Source organism: Nocardiopsis oceani, assembly GCF_054777395.1.
Genome location: NZ_BAAHAR010000001.1, coordinates 130,451 through 147,050, shown reverse-complemented (window position 1 = coordinate 147,050; position 16,600 = coordinate 130,451). Strand labels below are relative to the sequence as shown.

Below are 16,600 nucleotides of genomic sequence, written 5' to 3'. Positions count from 1 at the left end.
ACCCCAGGACACCCACCACTCACGAGGGACGCCCATGAGTGAGGACGTCATCCGGCCGCGCCCCGTTGTCGACACCGCTCTCCCCGAGGAACTCCGTGAGGAGATACTCCGGGAGTCCGCCCCCTCCCCGCGCCACGCCCGCCCCGACGCGGAACCCCTGAGCCGTGCCCTGCGCCTGGGAGAGGCCGGGATCCAATTGATCGGGGTCGGCCTCACCCTGCTCGTGGCCCTGGTCATGGTGGGCTGGTACCTGGGCATGGTGGTCGCCAGCATCAGCGTGGTCGCCTACGTCACCGCACTGACCCTGCGCCGCGAGGCCAACCCCGCGGTACGGCTGTTCGGCGCCCTGTTCGGCGGCGCCACGGTCGCGACCGCGCCCCTGTGGATGTTCGACCTGCTGCCGGCCTCCCCGCCCACCGGTGCCCCCTGGCTGCTGTTCGCGCTGCTGGTCGGAACGGTCACCGCGGACACCCTCACCGTCCAGGACCGGCAGAGCCCGGCGGAGCGGTACCGGGACCGGCTCCTGCTGCCCGACGACCTAAGCGCGGCCGACCACGGCCTGCTGGTGAAGGTCCAGCAGACCATCGACCGGGTCACCGACGCCCGCGCCGAGCTGGGCGCCGCCGAGCCGGGCTGCGCCGACGCCCTGGACACCGCCCGGGGGCTGGCGGTGCTGCGGGAACAGGAGTGGCGGATCGCGTCGCTGCTGTTCCGCCAGCGCGAGCTCCGCCGCGAGTACCTCCGCCGGTGGCAGCAGGCCTCGTCGGCCCGGGTGCGGGAAGTCCTCGAACCCCAGCGCGTACACCTCCAGGCCACCGAGGACCACATCCGCCGCCGAGTCGGGCAGATCGAGGAGTACGGCCGGCTGGTGGACTCCGCGGCCCTGGCCCACCGCGAGTGGGAGCAGTGCCAGGAGGTGCTGGACTCGATGGGGGACTACGCCGGCCTGCGCGCGGAGGCCTCGCTGCTGTCCGCGCGCTCCCCGGAGGTGGCCGAGCTCGCCGGCACCGCGGAGGCCGCCCGCCGGATCCGCGACGAGAGCGTGGTCAAGGTGCGGGCGGCCGTGCGGGACCTGACCGCGGTCCCGGAGGCCTAGGCCTCGTTCTGGTCCGCGTCCCGGAGCTGGAGCCAGCGGGCGCGGGCCAGCACGGCGAGGGTGAGCAGGCCGAGGCATCCCCAGGGCAGTAGGGACGCGGTGACCAGCGCCGACACCCCGTAGGTGTTGAACGCGGCCGGGTGGCTCGTGGCCAGGAAGGCCAGGAGCAGCAGGACGGTCAGCCACACCGCGACGGGGAGGGCGACCCCGGCGTGGGGAGCTCTCCGGTGGCGCACGGCGAGCAGCGCCGTGTAGCCGCACAGGGCGAGGGCGAACACGGACTCCAGGGACAGGAGGTTGACCGGAAGGCCGAAGGGGGCCAGCTGGGGAACCGCCACGGCCAGGATGAAGACGGCCCCGGCTGCGGCCACCAGCCACGGCAGGACGAGGACCCGGTGGGCCGCCAGGACGAGCAGTCCGAGCAGGGCGAGGGCACAGCCCCACATGACGTACACGCGGATGCGGGCGGCGGTGTCGGGCGCGGCGATCGCCGGTCCCAGGAACCAGTCCAGCGAGGCCACCCGCAGCACTGCGAGGGAGGTCGCGGCGCACCACAGCTCCAGCCAGGCGCCGCGCGGCATGTGGGCCCGTTCGGCGTGCAGGAGCACCAGGACCAGGAGCAGCGAGGTCCAGATCAGCGGGCTGGGCAGGTACCAGGCCACTCGGTCGTGGGGGAGCACGGCCGACACCAGGGCGAAGACCGCGAAGCTGAGCAGCGCTGACGCGCCCAGCTGCGGGCGCGTACAGAGCACCCGTTCCGGCAGGCGGAGGGCGCGCTCGGGTAGGCGGAGGCCCCGCACCGGCTGGCGGAAGGCCCGTTCGAGCAGGGGGAGGCGACGGAGCTGGAGGGTGGGCACCGTTGGTCACCGTTCAATGGGAGGGCGGCGCCCGCCGGGTAGGGAGGGCGCCCGCGGAGAAACGAAGGCGCCCGCTCAGTCTGGCACCTCAGCGCGCGGCCGGATACGGACACGAGAGCTTCCCCGGTTCTCCTCACATGGGCGCTGAGGTTCTGAAAGATTGGGCGAATGACTGATGACTGGGCGCGCGGCGAGCGTTCCTTCGCCGCCATCCGGGAGAAGGTGGCCGTCATGGTCGCCACCGGCAGGCTCGGGTTCCCCGAGGTCCTGGAAGGTGCCTACCACGATCTCGTGGGCATGCGGGGCGACCCCGAGCAGTACCGTCTCGGAAGGGACAACCCCAGAGACCTGGGGGCCACGGAGGTCTACGACATCGTGGACCGGGCGTTCGCGGGACACCTGCGCAGACAGCGGAAGTGGCCGGTGCGCACCGACGTGGAACGGCTGGAGCGGGCGCGCCAGGCCCTGGCGGGGCTCGGGATCCCGGTGTTCGAGGCGGTCGAGTGCTGTGACGGCTGCCTGGAGCACCTCGGCGGGGAGTCCTACCTGTGGGAGCTGGCGGAGGAACAGGATCCCGAGGCCAGGACGGTGGTCTACTTCTACGACTCCGACATCGAGCTCGCTCTGCTCGGCGGCGGGCTGTGGATGGCTTTCTCGGCGGGCGGGGAGGGCCGTACGGGTGCTGCCGCCGCGGAGATCCTCGAGGTGCTGCACGCGCACGGTCTGGACGCGCACTGGCCGGACGACGAGGTTCCGCGTATCCGGGTGGACATGGAGTGGTGCCGTCGCCGTCACGGCCGCCTCGCAGCGCATCCGGGCCCCTGCGCCACCCAGGAGCCGGTGGTGCGGGTGGGGTTCAGCGGTCCGCCGCTGCACACTGCGCTGCCGTGGTGGGGTGAGTTCCACGAGCTGGAGTCTTCGGTCCGGGAGTTCGCCCGGCTGGCCCTGCCCTGGCTGCCGACGGGGCTGACGGTGGCGGTGACCAGTCTGATCACCGGTTCGTCGATCTGCCTGCAGCGCGATTTCGACCGGATCCGCGTGCTGGGGACCGGGCGGCTCCTGCCGAGGAAGCACCTGGACGAGATCCTCAGCCGCTGGGCGGTGGACGGTTCGCTGCCGTCGGAGGACGCGCCCGCGGAGCCGCACGGGCTGCTCGACGTCAGCCACGACGATGTGCACAGCAGGGGGATCGGCAGCTCCGACCTGCCGGTTCTGCTGGAGTTGGCGGAGTGCCGGGCACTCCTGCGGCGTACGACCCCGGCGCCGGGCACCTTCGTGGTGGTTCGTGCGTTCAACGGGGTGTGCGTTCAGATGCTGTGGCAGGAGGATCACACGGTGTGGATGGAGACCCCGGACCCGGTGGCCCGGGTCTCCTACGGCCGCTTCGGCACGCTCGCCGAGGCGGAGACCCTGATCTGCCAGCTCGCCGAGGAGGGGAGTTCGGGCCTGCCCGACCATCCCGGGGCGCACACGGTGCACTGGCACTGAAGGTGCGCGGGCCGTGAAGGACCGGTCCTGCTGAAGCCCTCCCGGGGGCCAGCGGGCCGCACCCGGAACCCCCTCCGGTCCCCACGACCGGACGACCAGCCACGACCGACCAGCCACGCAGCACGGAACCGCTGAGGACCACCACTGGACAGCCCGGGCGTCGACCGTCCCGTCGCCCGGGCCCTGGGGAATCCGGTGGTCTTGTGCGGGACCGGAACCCCCGGGCGGACTCGGCGGACCCGGTTGCTGTCGGCGTGCCCGTGGTCCCGCGGTTGTCCACGGTCCCGAGGTTGTCCACAGCCCGGGGAACAGCCGCTCGCTCAGGAATCCGGATCCGGCTTACCGTCGATATCGGGGGTGCCTCCACCCCCACCCGCTTCGTGCTGCCCGCAACCGACCGGCCGGGGACGGGCGGGGCCGGATCGCGTCGCGGCATACGCGCGTGCCGCGGGCCGGGTGACGGATGACACAGAAAAGGTCCTGCCGCGCGCTCCGGGAAATGGTCGGGGGTGAAGAATCCCCGGTCAGCCGGAAAAGCGAAACACGAGCTCAAGCCCTCACCTTGGAATCCACCGAAGACGCGCAGTCCACAAGGCCGATGCGGTGAACCCGCTGTGCCCGCCCCGGGACGCAGGGGATTTTCGCGATGCTGTAGCACGGGACGCGGTAAAAATCGGGTGTCAGCCGAGTCTGAGGAGAGACCATCACCGTCACCACCAAGTCCCCCGCCCCTCTGGCGGCTGCGAGCCGGGCCGTTGTGTTCGCCCTGACCGCGTGCTCGTCCGCCGAGGACTTCGATTTCACCGACACCTTGAGGGAACCGGCCGAGAGCATCGAATTCTCTGTTCCGGACGATCTCGTCGACCTGGACGAGGAATACGCGGAGAACCGCCTGTTCGAATCTATGACCCTCACCGCGGTCGAGTCCGACGACCCGTCCGAGTGCGCTGTGGAATACGAGTTCGATTACGCCGACGACGGCCTCGAGCGCCTCATCCAGTTCGTCGAGGACACCCCCAATGAGGACCGGTCGGGGGAAGAACGCATGGCTGCCCTCCTGACCGGCAGCAGCGAGAGCGAGATGGCCGAGGACTACACCTCTGGTGTGCGGACCCGGTCGTGCGCCACATCTCCGACCGACGATGAGAACACCGTGGGTGCGTCCCTCGGTCACATCGTGGAGGAGGACGGGGAGGACCCGGAGCGGGTCGCCTTCGCCAGTGCCCGTGTCGCCGTCATGCAGGGCGGTGAACTGTACGTCCAGGAGCCCGAGGTCACGGAGGAGTGGGAGCTCGACTCCAACGGCAACTGGCTCCGGGTGGGCGACTAGGCTCCGCCCCCACCCGCCCTTACCCGTTCCCGGGCTCTCCGTCTCCAGCCCTTCCCGGGCTGTCCGCCCCTTTCCCGGTCTCCCCCCCCTGCCCCCGGCGTCAGCCCAGGCCGAAGTGGGCGCGCGCCCGCTTCGGGGCGACCAGCAGCCCCACGGTGGTCAGGGTGTAGAGCAGCATCATCGAGAAGAGGGTGAGCAGCGCCGGTGTGTAGAGGAGCACCGCGACCATGATGAGGGCCAGGGACACCGCGGCGACGCCCTGCATGGCCAGGACCAGCGCGTAGACCAGGCGGGAGCGGCTGAGCAGCCCGAAGGTCGCGCAGGCCGACATCAGCCCCCAGGTGCCGGGGACGAGCACGGTGCCCCAGCCGGAGACGAAGCCGCCGCTGCCCAGCTGCACCAGGGCCAGGACGGTGATGAGGAACAGGATCAGGGCGTTGAGGCCCAGCATCACCACGGCGGTGAGCACGCTCGCGGGCCGCTCCGTGTCCGCCCGGGAGCCGTAGCCGCTCTGGGCGGGCGGGGAGTCCGGGTTCCGGCCGGTGTGGCCGACCCCGTGCAGGAACCGCATCCCGGCGTCGGCGGGCAGGGCTTCGGGAGCTCCGGGTGATCCGGGGTTCCCTGGGCCTCCGGGGGCTCCCGGGGATCCGGCCGGCATCCGCGCGTTCCCGCCGGGGTCGGGCCGCCCGGCCATCGCGTACGGGGGCGCCAGGGCGTACCCGCCGGCCTGGGGCCCGCTCGGGTGGCGCTGCGCCTGCTGCGGGGCCTGCTGACCCTGCCGGGGGTGCGCGGGTGGTGGCGGCTGCTGGGGCCCGCTGGGCGGCCGCTGGCCCTTGGCCGGGGTACCGGGGCCCGGGATCACGTAGGGGTTGGGGGCGTTGCCCCCGGACCGGGGACCCGCTGCCCCAGCGGGGGCGTCCGCCGGGAGCTGACTGCCCTGGCGGTCCTGGCCGCCCTGACCGCCCCGTGCCGACTGTTCAGCCTGGTTCGGGCCGCTGGGGGAGCGGCGCACGGGTGCCTCGCCCTGCCCCGGCGCCTCGGCTTCCGCGGGCCTCGCGGTCAGCCCGGGCGCTTCCGCCTGCCCCTGCGCCCTGGCCTGGGGGAGGGCCGGGGCGCTGTCGGCCTCGTCCGCCTTCGCCCCCTGCACAGCCTTCTCGGCCTTCCCAGCCTCGTCCGCCCCGGACTTCCCGGGCTGACCGGGACCGCCCCCGGCCAGGTCGATCCGCTCCGTGGGGATCTCCGACAGGTCGGGCAGCGGGGCCTTCTGCGTCCGCACGTGCTTCTGCGCCGCCTGGCGCTCCCGCTCCAGCAGGTCCAGGGCCTCGCGCGGGCCCGGCCGGGCCGACACGTCCCTGGTGAGCAGCGCCCCGATCAGCGCCCGCAGCGCCGCTCCCTGCGGGGTCTTGGCGTGCTCGTTCCGGGTGAGCTCGGGCGGCACCGGCGCGGTCAGCACGGCGCTCATCATCCCGGTGATGCTGTCCCGCTTGAACGGCGAGACCCCTTCCAGCAGCGTGTACAGCGTTACCCCGAGGCTCCACAGGTCCGAGGCGGGCAGCGCCCGGTCGCCCTCGAACCGTTCCGGGGCCATGAACTCGGGCGAGCCGACGTACACCCCGGTCTGCGTGATCGCGGCGCCCCCGTCCACGTTCGCGATCCCGAAGTCCGTCAGTACGGTCTCGTCGTCCTCGGTGAGCATGATGTTGGCGGGCTTGACGTCGCGGTGCGTCACGCCCACCGCGTGCGCGGCCTTCAGCCCGCCGAGCAGCGCCCGGGCGGCCTCCTCGACCCGGTCGACCGTCATCCGGCCCTCGGCGTCGATGTGCTCCTGCAGTGACGCGCCGGTGAGCAGCTCCATCACGATCCACGGGCTGGAGTCGTGCTCCAGTACGTCGTGGATGGTGACCACGGCCCGGTGACTGATCCGGGCGGTCGCCTGGGCTTCGCGGAGTGTTCGGGCGTGCGCGTCTGAGCGGTCGTCGTCGCTCATGCCCTCGGGCAGGAGGACTTCCTTGACCGCCACGTCCCTCTGCAGGGCGGGGTCCCAGGCGTGCCAGACGGTTCCCATACCGCCGATGCCCAGCCGTCGCCTCAGTTCGTAGCGGCCGACGGAGGTGCGCCCGGTGGTCGACATGGGGCTTCCCTTCTGGCGGTGCGGGTGGCCGCGCAGGCCGATTGGTCCGGCAAACCAGCTCTGGGGGAGCCGTGGTTCCGGGGGAGGCCCGTCAGTTCTGCGCGGGCGGTGGGGTGACCGCCGTTTCGTGGACTGTCTCAACCGACCTCTCACTGTAAGCCTGAAAGAGGCCCTTGACTGCGGGGGCAACGGAAGGTGACCGAAAGTGGTCAGAGCCAGAACCTCGCGTTTCAGGTGCTTTCCGGCGTCCGAACCGCCTTTCGCTGGGCCGGTCGGGCCAGGGCCGGCAGTCGATCGGTTTCGGTGAAGGCACAGGCGGGAGCGGTTTCCGGCGGGTCGGAAAAGTCCTTTTGTGGCCAGAGTCAGTAAGGGCGGTCGGCATTTCGCCTCTAGGTGCTCAATCCCTGTACATATGCCGTCCCGACTTCGGTGGAGAGTACTGGGGGATGGCCGGCCGCGACCCACGGTGACCGCCCCAGGTGCTCAGTCGACGGACGCGTCCGACTGCCCTCTACTCTCCTCCTCTCGGACAGCCGACCCCCAACACCGCTCTCGGCAGGGCAGTCGGTGTCGGCCCCTAACCGGTGAACTCCACCAGGGCACCGGGGCGCCCGCAGCCGTTGTCGCCTTCCCAGCCGATGAGGCCGTCCGGTTCGGCCTGGACCAGGGGGCCGCAGAAACTGCCCTCCTCGGCCGTGTCCAGCGTGGCGACGTCCCCGTTCCCGTCCCACACATCGACCCGACCGGGGTGGGTGGCCACCAAGCCGGTCCCGGGGTGGTGGAACAGGGAGCCCTGGTTGAAGGGGTGCGTGTCCGCGAGGTGCGGCGGCTCGAAGGAACGGCTCTCGTCCTCCATGACGATCTCGGCGTTGCCCCACGCGTCAACGTCCCAGATCCGGGAGACCGCGGCGCCGCTGGCGGCGACATAGCGGGTTCCGTCCGGGGCCACCGCGATGCCGTACCGCCGCGCTTCTTCGGAGACAGCAGAGCCATCGGAGCTGTCGGAGATACGGACCTCGGTGGTGAGTGCGGTGGCTTCACCGGCCCGGTAGGAGACCTGGTACAGGCTTCCGCCGCTTTCCGCCAGGGCGATGACTGCGTCACCGTCTACGGTCGTGTCGTGCACGGCGAAGCCGCCGTTGCCTTCAGGGCCCGCATGGCCTTCGTGTTTGTCTTCGTGATCGCCGGAGAACGCGACCTGCTCCCAGGAGTGGTCGTCCAGCGAGAGCACGAGGAAGTCGTCCGTCCGCGGCACGTTACCGGCCACCACCACGTGGCCGTCGACGTACTCGGCCTTGGCGGCCGCGCGGCCTTCGGGGGCGTCCGGCAGCGCGGCCCACTCGTCGTCATCGGGGCGGTACAGGGCACCTTCGGCCGAGAAGTTACTCCGTTCGTCCGGCGGCCCCGATCCGACGGCGTAGCCGCCCCACACGAAGAGCGCCTCCCCGGTCCACACGCTGGCGTGGTGGCTGCGCGCGCTGAGCACGGAGTCCGCCACCGACCGCCACCTGCTCTCCGCCGGGTGGAAGACGGCGCCGTCGGAGTGGTGGGTCCTCGCCTCAGGTGTTCTCCCGCCCCAGATGATCAGCTCTTCGCCGGTCCAGACCTGCGCGTGGAATTCGCGGCCCTCGAGCTGGGCGCCGTCGATCCCTTCGACGCTCACACCGATGGGTCCGTCCGCTTGGTCGGGTGCTGAGCACGCGGCAGCGATGATGACAGCGGCAAGGAGGCCCGAAGCCCTCCGCGGATACGGGCTCATTCGCTTATCCAAGAGATGCGGCCGTCAGCCGGACTGCTGAGGCGGGAGACGCGTATCTCTCCGGCATCGTGATCCTCTTCTCGCGGGGGAATGCGTGTGGGGAAGCCTTGCACCGAGGCCGCGAGGAACGCTAGCAGGAACATGTTCTGCGCCCAGGGGCCAGGTGTGGAGGTGGCCGGTGCGTACTCATCACTCGTGAGCCATACGCACCTCAACGACAGTCTCTTCGCCGCTGGTGATGAACATGTCTTCGAGGACTTTCTTTTCTTCCTCTTCACTGTGGCCACCAGGTTCGATGGGGCAAATGAAGGTGAAATGGTATTCGCCCTCAGGGAGTGGCACTCGAAAGGTTCCATCGTCACTGCTCCTGTACCCTTTTTCGGGTATTGGTTCGTCGGGGATATCCAAGGGCTCAGGTGAGATGGAACATTCACCGATAGGGTGGCCATCGGCAGATAGTATTTTCCCCGTTAGTTCCCCCCGGGGGTCGCCCGACCCGGATGTGCCGCATCCAGAGGAAAGCACGATGCCGAGCCAGGCGACCACTGCACACAAAACTCTACTGATACCGGATCAACTCCGCACCTCCGTCGGACATCCACTCCGCGTAGTTCTCAAGGACCCGCGGCACAAATCTCACTCCATGGTTGTAGTCACGCAGGTTCATCGGGCCGGAGGAGTGGATGGCGATTGCGCAGTGGTAATCGCAGTCAAGGGTGGGATTGCCGATGCGCACCGGGCTTCCGCTCTGGCCGGGTGTGGTGTCGATCCTATAGAGCAGCTGGCGCGCATGCGTATGTTCGATGGGGCCGTTGTGGAACCACTGGCTGTTACTTGGGGACTTCTCTGCAGGGTATCCGTTGATGGTCGCTGCCAGTCCGTCCATGGAACCCGAACCGATCGACATCCCCAGGGTCCCGGTCCACTCTCCGATGGTCCCTTGGTAGGGGTCTGGGCACATGGCCCTGAGGTACCCGTAGTCAAATTGGAAGTCCTCGTCCTCAGTCCAGCCGACCACGGATGTTGCATTGAGTCCCACGCAGGTGCCGAAAGGCGTCTCATGCGCATCTCTGGCTGGGTGGATGACGAAGTTGCGATTCCATCCCCCTCCCTCCTTCCCTTCGCCGTGGGTGTAGAGGCAGTGTCCGGCGGTAGCGATGTCTTCCGGGCCGTAGGCGAATCCGGTGCAACTCGCGGCGCTACCATCGGGAGTTTCGAAGGTAATCAGATAGGATGCGGCGCTGGGATAAGTGGTCGTAGGGGTGGCGCGAACCCTGTCGTCCTCACCGTAAACCACGCTTGTACCGAAGTCACCATCCAAAGCGGGTAGGTAATCCTCAGCCCCGTCTTCCCTGTCCTCTTCAACTGCGAGGTCTTCGATGTCCTCGTCGTCGAAGAGCGGAGGCTGGCCTTGGATGGACTCAACAGTTCTGGCGGGTCCTGTGCGTGGTTCCTCGATTCCGTCTGGGGTAATTGGCGTGTCTGGGGGGATCTCGTCAGCACCGGCGGCCGAGGGCATGGCCACAAAGAAAGAAGATGTCAAGAGAAGCACGGCAAGGCGCGAGGATGTCTTCATCAGGTCCCGTCTCATCTATCCAATTTTCGGGGGCGATGACAGCCTAAGGAGCCGGGGTCGGTTTTCAACATTATGGCCGAATCCGGCCATCTCGGTTCGCGTGAGACCATGCTGTTGCTTTTTCAGAGAAAGGCATATCCAACCTGGCCAGGCCGGAGTGTCAGAGACGGCGTCGGGTCACGCTGGGCAGTTTCAGGCGGGGGCGCAGGTGAGAATACCGATGGGGTATTCCTGGGCCGAGCGTTGGGGTTCCACTGCGTGGAATGAATACACTCGCGGCGCCAGTGATCTGCTTTCATCCTGCTTCGCAGAGCTTCGGTACCGGCACCGCCAGAATGATCTCCCCTGCTCACGGTAGGCGGCAGCGCAGGCCGCGCAGGAGGTTCCCGTTTCTGCGTGAGCGAGGCCCTTGTCAGGTGCAGTTGTGCGCTGTGCGCGGCGCTGTTTCTCTTCGAGGGTGGGCGCCGACGGGGTCCGCCTGCCCCTGGCCGGGGCTCCGGAGGACTAGGCGCGGTACGCACCCGTTTCCCCGGCCCCTTGAGGGCCGAGCCCGGGGAGGCAGACCACCGCCTCCCGGGCTTTTCGTGCTTTTCTTGAGCCCTGTGCGGGGCCCGCTCCGTCAGCGGGGTCTGCCCGGAGCGCAGTGCTGTTCGCACCACGGTCGCCGGGTCGCCGGGGGCACCGGTCCCCAGGATTTCGATTCTGACCGTGGTGGGGTAGAACGGGCAGCGTTAAGTGCCGGTTTTCAGTCGTGTGTGAGGAGATCATCCCTGTGCCCTCCAAGCATCTCACTCGCCCGGCGGCGGCGAGTCTGGCGGCGGTGTTCGCCCTGACCGCGTGCTCGTCTTCTGAAGCGTTCGATTTCACCGAGTCCTCGACGGGACCGGCCGAGAGTATCGAGTTCCGTGTTCCTGATGAGCTCATCGACCTTGCTGGGGAGTACGCCGACAGGCGCGTGTACGAATTCGTCACCCTCACCGCGGTTGAGTCCGATGACGTGTCGGAGTGCGCCGTGGAGTACGAGTTCGACTACTACGACGACGGCCGCGAGCGCCTCCTTGCGTACGTCGAAGAGAACCCCGACGATATCGACCGGGCAGGGGACGAGTTTATGTCGCTCATCCTGACCGGCCGGGAACTGGACGATATCGAGGTCGACGACAGCTACACCTCGGCCGTGGTTCCTGTGGCCTGCGCAGCTTCGCCGACTGACGATGAGGAGACCGCGAGCGTAAGATTCGCGTCGATGAATGAGCACGGGGACGGGCATACGGGTACGCGTTCCTTTGCTATCGCGGAAGTCGCCGTCATGCAGGGCGGCGAACTGCACGTTCAGGAGAGCGAACTCAACCATGGCTGGGAACTCGACTCGAATGACAACTGGATCAGGAGAGAGGACTAGGTGCGTTCCGTACTTGTCCCCCGGCCCTTCGGGTCCGAGCCCGGAGAGGCCGACCCGCCGCCTCCCGGGCCCTCCTTTTGTCCGCGCTCATCGGGTCCTGTGCGGGATCGGCTCCGGCGACCGCATGATCCGTCCGAGGGGGCGGCAGTCCAGCTGGTGGCTCACTGTGGTGGGGCCAGTCGGTTGCTCCGGGCTTCTCATGAGATTGCGTCTGAGCCGTCCCGCGGATGTGCGCCCGTCCTACCAGCCCCCGTTCGACGGCTGCCCCGGCGTGCGGAGTGTGTGCCGCACCGTTTCGGCCCTACGGCAATAGGGGCTGTGGTTGCAGCGGAAGACCGTACTGGTACGGGGTGCCGGTCCGGTTGGTTGCGGTATGTCCAATTTTCGCGACAGAAAGTTCTGTGACGCCGCTCATAGTCCGAGTCAGGTCAGGAAATTGTGGCCTCGACGTTTTTGGGCGTTACGGTCGCCCGTTCAAGCCTGTTACCAGCGAAAACGCGAAGAACCCCCTGCTTTGTCCACCACGTCCCCGCCACTTCCCGGGTGACAACAGGAAAACCGGTCGCGTTGTACCCAACCCCCAACCCGGTGATGGCGCACCATAGAGGATGGGGTAAAGACAAGCGGGGGCCTTGTGGTCGCGTAGGTTCGCGCGCGTGAAGCTTGCGTGCGGGGGTGTGTGGCCGGGGTCCCAGCTGTCTGCCATCGATACCTCGCCCGAACCACGACGCAGGAGCTCAGCAGATGACGCATCAGCACGTCCACCGGCGGGGTTGGCGACGCCTACTGATGACGTTCCTGATGCTGAGCGGGTTCATCCTGATCCCGTTGACCGCGGCCCAGGCCAACCCGATGTGTCCTGGAGAACCTGCTCCCTTGCCGGAGTCTGTAGGTAGTGGGTCGGACGGGCTGTTGGTTCCCCCCCAGACTCAGTCTGCTATGGAACGTTCTCCAGACGGATTGCCTCCGGACGCCAGTATGTACGGTCAATACGGAACGGCCGGGCAACAATGGCACATGATCACAGATTCCTGCGTCGACAAGATGAGTTCGGGTCCGCAAGCAACGATCGCAAATTCTGCCTGGGATCTCTCCAAGACCATCAATCAGTCAACCATCACTGTCTATCAGGCTGCCACGTCAGATGGCCTCCTTTCCAGCTTCACTGAAACAGTTGAAAATGTGATTGTTGCGCTGCGGGAAGGTATTTGGCGGCCACTTATTCCGACCATGGTCATTTTGGGTGCAATTTGGCTAGGTTGGTATGGACTCATTCGCAAGCGGATGACTCTCACTCTTGAGTCCTCCGTGTGGATGGTGGCCGCAACCGCGCTTGGTATGTGGATTCTAATTAATCCAGCCCAAGTCATGGGATTGGGAAACTCTCTCGTAAATTCTGGAACTCAGCTTGTCACGAGTGCTGTTGGTCAAGTTCCTTATGGGGGAGGAGCTGCAACATGCCCTGCCGGTGCGGAACCTCCGGAGCGAGCAGATTGGGAAACTGAGTCTGATTATCAGGTTCGCCGAAACGCGGACATGATGTGGTCAAGCCTGGTGTGTCAGCCGTGGATTGCTGGTCAGTTCGGAAACGGTGATATTGCAGAAATCGCCACGCAGGAGCATGCTGTCGATCTCATGGCGGCTCAAGGTATCAGTCGAATTGAGCAGCAGCAGCTTGTTGATGGCGAGGTGGAAGCCGAAGCACTTATGGCGGAGAAGCAAGAATCTTACGAAGAGATTTCCGCCAACGTTGAGACGTCATTCCCAAGTGTGTATCCACTATTCTCTGGGGATGACCAAGGAAGTCGCTTGGGTGTTGCTACTTTGGCGCTCTTTGCGTCGATCTTCGCGGGTGGCTTGATCCTTGCCGGGTCCGTTGCACTTATAGTGCTTCAGATCGGTTTTATGCTGCTCTTTATGCTCTCCCCGATTTTCCTTCTTATTGGCATCCATCCCGGCTACGGGCGCATGGTGCTGCTTCGATGGGTGGAGTTGATGGTCGGTTTCCTACTCAAGCAGATTTTCGTTGTCCTGCTTATTTCCCTGCTGGTCATGAGCTATGGGCTGGTCATGGCGACACCCCTTGGTTGGGGGCTTCAGATGATCCTCTTGGCCCTGTTCACCTTGGCTCTGTTTATCTACAGGAAAACCTTTACTTACCTCTTCTCCTCGGTAAATGCGAATACTTTTACTTCGCGGATTGTCAGCGATGCCGCGCGGAGCCAAGCACTGGACAAGAGCGGGATGGTCCTACCTCCGGTCGCCTACCTCAAGGGCCAGAACTGGGGTCGGCGCCGGGCAGCCATGATCGCCGGGACGGCCGCAGGAGTGCCGGCAAGTGGCGGTACACCAGCCGGTGTACCGGATGGTGGCGAGGACGCCCCGGATAGCGGGGCCACCCGTGGGGATGGTGCCCGTATCCGGGGGACCGCTGGCTACGGTCGTGTCCGAGAAAATGATGCTGCGCCGCCGCTCAACGTAAACCGTAAGCGTCCTAGTACTGCCGGACGACCGAGCGGAGGTAGCCGTTCTTCTGACCAGGCCCCGAGCCTGAGCAGTAAGAGCCCGGGTGGCGGGGGAGAAGGTGCCGGGTCCATTCCACCCCGTCCAACCGGGGGATACACCGGAACCGGAGACAGTGGTTGGGCCGCGGTCTTCGGTACTGGCGGTGGCGGCAATAACTCTGATCGCAGGGACAGCGGCGGTTCTGGTTCAGGCAGTGCGGACAGCGGGATGTTCGGCGGAGCTTCGGGTAACTCCCGCGCAACCAGTTCAGAGCGGCCGCAACCCAGTACCGGGCGCGGTATTTTCAGCGGCCGTGAGGACACCCCGGCCCAGGGCAACGTGGGCAACCGGGGTTCCCGTTGGGGAGGTGCGCGGGAGAAGCGCGACCGGCCCGCTCCGCAGCGACCGCCTCGCGCTGCCCCTGCCGACCGGGGCAGGCGCGGTGACGGTGAGGGCGGCTGGCTGAGTGGCTCCGGCAAGAAGAACGACAATGCCCCCATCACCCCCTTCTGGGGCGAGGGTGGATCATCGAGTACCAGGGACCGGAAGCGCGATGTCCCCTTCTGGCTGAACGAAGACTGACCGAAGACGAGGCACCCCGGGAACCATGCCAAACCCTCTCCCCGAACGCACCCAGCGACTGGTCATCGTCGGCCTGATCGTTGCCCTGGCCGGGTTCGGGATCTACATCAGCCTCGGCGGGTTCGGAGGCGACGAAGTGGAAGAGCCCACCGGCCCGCCCCGCGAACCGGGGACGGCGCAGAGCGAGACCGAGGAGCCCACCGGAACGGACGGGCTTGCCACGACACCGCCCAGCCCGATCCCGACCACCGGGGCCGAGGACCTGGACGTCCTCGAATGGTTCCCGTTCAGTGAGGCCGAGTTCCAGGCTGCGGGCGCGACAGCGCAGGGCTTCGCCGAGGCCTACGGCACTATCGACTACACCGAGGACCCCGAGACCTACTACGCCTCCATGGAGGCATTGGCGACTGAGGAGTACGCCGAAGTGCTCTCCGATGCGACTCGGGCCGGGGCCTTCTGGGAGGAGATGACCGAAGCGGAGGCGATCGCCGAAGGACGGGCCTCGGTGGACACGATCCGGACCTTCGGCGAGGACTCGATCACTTTCGAGGTCACGGCTCAGTCCATCACCGAGACGGGCGACGCCGGATTCGACGAGGACCTCGGGGAGTTTGCTATCACCGTGACCCGTGAAGGTGATTCCTGGGAGGTCTTCGACTTCCAGCCCGCGGAATCTGGCCAATTCGGGGAGGAGTAGCCGCTTGATCTCCGCTTTCCGAACCCCCGCCCCCGATGAGCGAAGCGGATCATGCTTGACCAGGGTTGCCGTGGCGGCCGCCGTCGGGGTGGCCGGACTGGTTTTCCTGACCCTGATGGTGATCCCGGCGATCACGAACAACTCCCAAGTGGGTTCGTGGCTCGCCTCCGGTGTGATCTGCGGCCCCAATGCCGACGCTGACCAGCCTGGTACCAGCGAGTACGCAATGGACTCCATCCCGGAGAACTACCTGGAGCTGTACCAGGAAGCCGGGGACGACCGGGGGGTGCCGTGGAACATCCTGGCTGGCATCGGCCAAGTGGAGTCGCACCACGGTCGTTGGGACGGCCCAGGGATTACCGAGGGCCATAACGACTGGGGGGCGGCCGGTCCCATGCAGTTCGGTTCGCTGGACGGTTCGGCGGCCGGGAACAGCTGGGGCGGTGAGCCGGTGCAGGCGGTCGAGGACCGGCCGGAGGAGGGCTACGGGGTCGACGGTGACGGTGACGGGATCGTCGACGTCTACAACCCCGCCGACGCGATCCCCGCCGCTGCTGACTACCTGCTCGCCCACGGCCTGGAGGACGACGTCCGACAGGCGATCTACGGCTACAACCACGCCTGGTGGTACGTCGACGACGTGATGGAGTGGGCGGAGCGCTATGCGGAAGGCGAATACGACACCACGGACTCCGTCCGCAGTGCTGTCATCTGTGAGCTGGATGAGGAGGGCGGCCCCATCGGTCAGGCCCCGGACGAGCTGACCCAGGCAGTGGTCGATTGGGCCCTCGACCAACGCGGTCTCCCGTATGTCTGGGGCGGCACCGGTCCGGACGGCTATGACTGTTCCGGGTTGACCATGAAGGCCTACGAGAGCATCGGTGTGACGGTGCCTCGGGTTTCCCAAGACCAGTGGGACTTCGGACCGGAGGTTCCGATGGGTGAGGAACAACCGGGTGACCTGGTCTTCTTCGATGTAACCCGTGCTGGCGAACCCCCGGGGCCCGGCCATATGGGAATGGTGGTCGACGATGGGTTGATGGTTGAAGCCTGGTGCACCAACTGTGGACCTATCGCCGTGCGCGAGTACGATGACCCCAATCGTGCGGACATCGTGGGTTTCACCCGTCCGCTTGAGCACCCCGAAGTGAAGGCTCAGCTGGAGGCGCAGGCGTAA

12 protein-coding genes are annotated in these 16,600 nt (G+C 67.1%); 8 read left to right on the top strand and 4 right to left on the bottom strand.

Annotation, left to right across the window (positions count from 1 at the left end):
* Positions 1 to 34: 34 nt before the first annotated feature.
* On the top strand, positions 35 to 1,096 hold the full coding sequence (locus ACYVDG_RS00620; protein ID WP_460745613.1) for a hypothetical protein: 1,062 nt from the start codon (positions 35 to 37) through the stop codon (positions 1,094 to 1,096).
* On the opposite strand, the gene ACYVDG_RS00615 is transcribed toward ACYVDG_RS00620, so the two are convergent.
* The gene (locus tag ACYVDG_RS00615) at positions 1,093 to 1,953 is read right to left on the bottom strand and encodes a hypothetical protein (protein WP_460745611.1); all 861 of its coding nucleotides are present in this window, start codon (positions 1,951 to 1,953) and stop codon (positions 1,093 to 1,095) included. The genes ACYVDG_RS00620 and ACYVDG_RS00615 overlap by 4 nt on opposite strands.
* A gap of 168 nt (positions 1,954 to 2,121) precedes the next feature.
* Between ACYVDG_RS00615 and ACYVDG_RS00610 the strand changes: the two genes are divergently transcribed.
* Both ACYVDG_RS00610 and ACYVDG_RS00605 read left to right on the top strand, forming a co-directional pair.
* Entirely contained in the window at positions 2,122 to 3,441 is a 1,320-nt protein-coding gene (locus ACYVDG_RS00610) for a DUF6891 domain-containing protein (protein ID WP_460745609.1), read from the top strand.
* A 757-nt stretch (positions 3,442 to 4,198) separates the two neighbouring features.
* Positions 4,199 to 4,771 (top strand): hypothetical protein, encoded by a 573-nt coding sequence (locus ACYVDG_RS00605; protein WP_460745608.1) that lies wholly within the window; start codon positions 4,199 to 4,201, stop codon positions 4,769 to 4,771.
* A gap of 100 nt (positions 4,772 to 4,871) precedes the next feature.
* On the opposite strand, the gene ACYVDG_RS00600 is transcribed toward ACYVDG_RS00605, so the two are convergent.
* Together ACYVDG_RS00600 and ACYVDG_RS00595 are read right to left on the bottom strand one after the other, a co-directional pair.
* Entirely contained in the window at positions 4,872 to 6,902 is a 2,031-nt protein-coding gene (locus ACYVDG_RS00600; RefSeq protein WP_460745605.1) for a serine/threonine-protein kinase, read from the bottom strand.
* Between the two features lie 577 nt (positions 6,903 to 7,479).
* Positions 7,480 to 8,661, bottom strand: a complete 1,182-nt coding sequence (locus ACYVDG_RS00595) for a Kelch repeat-containing protein (RefSeq protein WP_460745603.1) — start codon at positions 8,659 to 8,661, stop codon at positions 7,480 to 7,482.
* 141 nt (positions 8,662 to 8,802) lie between these two features.
* Between ACYVDG_RS00595 and ACYVDG_RS00590 the strand changes: the two genes are divergently transcribed.
* Positions 8,803 to 9,081, top strand: a complete 279-nt coding sequence (locus ACYVDG_RS00590; RefSeq protein WP_460745601.1) for a hypothetical protein — start codon at positions 8,803 to 8,805, stop codon at positions 9,079 to 9,081.
* Between the two features lie 139 nt (positions 9,082 to 9,220).
* On the opposite strand, the gene ACYVDG_RS00585 is transcribed toward ACYVDG_RS00590, so the two are convergent.
* Positions 9,221 to 10,252, bottom strand: coding sequence for a trypsin-like serine peptidase (locus tag ACYVDG_RS00585; protein ID WP_460745599.1), 1,032 nt, complete (start codon positions 10,250 to 10,252; stop codon positions 9,221 to 9,223).
* Positions 10,253 to 11,009: 757 nt separating this feature from the next.
* On the opposite strand from ACYVDG_RS00585, the gene ACYVDG_RS00580 reads away from it, so the two are divergent.
* The 4 genes from ACYVDG_RS00580 (at position 11,010) to ACYVDG_RS00565 (ending at position 16,600) form a co-directional block, all read left to right on the top strand.
* Complete coding sequence (locus tag ACYVDG_RS00580) at positions 11,010 to 11,639, top strand: hypothetical protein (protein ID WP_460745597.1); 630 nt, start codon at positions 11,010 to 11,012, stop codon at positions 11,637 to 11,639.
* A gap of 744 nt (positions 11,640 to 12,383) precedes the next feature.
* Entirely contained in the window at positions 12,384 to 14,726 is a 2,343-nt protein-coding gene (locus ACYVDG_RS00575) for a TrbL/VirB6 family protein (RefSeq protein ID WP_460745595.1), read from the top strand.
* Positions 14,727 to 14,751: 25 nt separating this feature from the next.
* Positions 14,752 to 15,423, top strand: coding sequence for a hypothetical protein (locus tag ACYVDG_RS00570; protein WP_460745594.1), 672 nt, complete (start codon positions 14,752 to 14,754; stop codon positions 15,421 to 15,423).
* Positions 15,424 to 15,427: 4 nt separating this feature from the next.
* Complete coding sequence (locus ACYVDG_RS00565) at positions 15,428 to 16,600, top strand: C40 family peptidase (RefSeq protein ID WP_460745592.1); 1,173 nt, start codon at positions 15,428 to 15,430, stop codon at positions 16,598 to 16,600.

Bases quoted from the DNA above. Each gene is read 5' to 3' on its own strand.
- ACYVDG_RS00620 (WP_460745613.1), top strand. From the start codon at position 35: ATGAGTGAGGACGTCATCCGGCCGCGCCCCGTTGTCGACACCGCTCTC.
- ACYVDG_RS00610 (WP_460745609.1), top strand. From the start codon at position 2,122: ATGACTGATGACTGGGCGCGCGGCGAGCGTTCCTTCGCCGCCATCCGG.
- ACYVDG_RS00600 (WP_460745605.1), bottom strand. From the start codon at position 6,902: ATGTCGACCACCGGGCGCACCTCCGTCGGCCGCTACGAACTGAGGCGA.
- ACYVDG_RS00595 (WP_460745603.1), bottom strand. From the start codon at position 8,661: ATGAGCCCGTATCCGCGGAGGGCTTCGGGCCTCCTTGCCGCTGTCATC.
- ACYVDG_RS00590 (WP_460745601.1), top strand. From the start codon at position 8,803: ATGTTCTGCGCCCAGGGGCCAGGTGTGGAGGTGGCCGGTGCGTACTCA.
- ACYVDG_RS00585 (WP_460745599.1), bottom strand. From the start codon at position 10,252: ATGAGACGGGACCTGATGAAGACATCCTCGCGCCTTGCCGTGCTTCTC.
- ACYVDG_RS00575 (WP_460745595.1), top strand. From the start codon at position 12,384: ATGACGCATCAGCACGTCCACCGGCGGGGTTGGCGACGCCTACTGATG.
- ACYVDG_RS00570 (WP_460745594.1), top strand. From the start codon at position 14,752: ATGCCAAACCCTCTCCCCGAACGCACCCAGCGACTGGTCATCGTCGGC.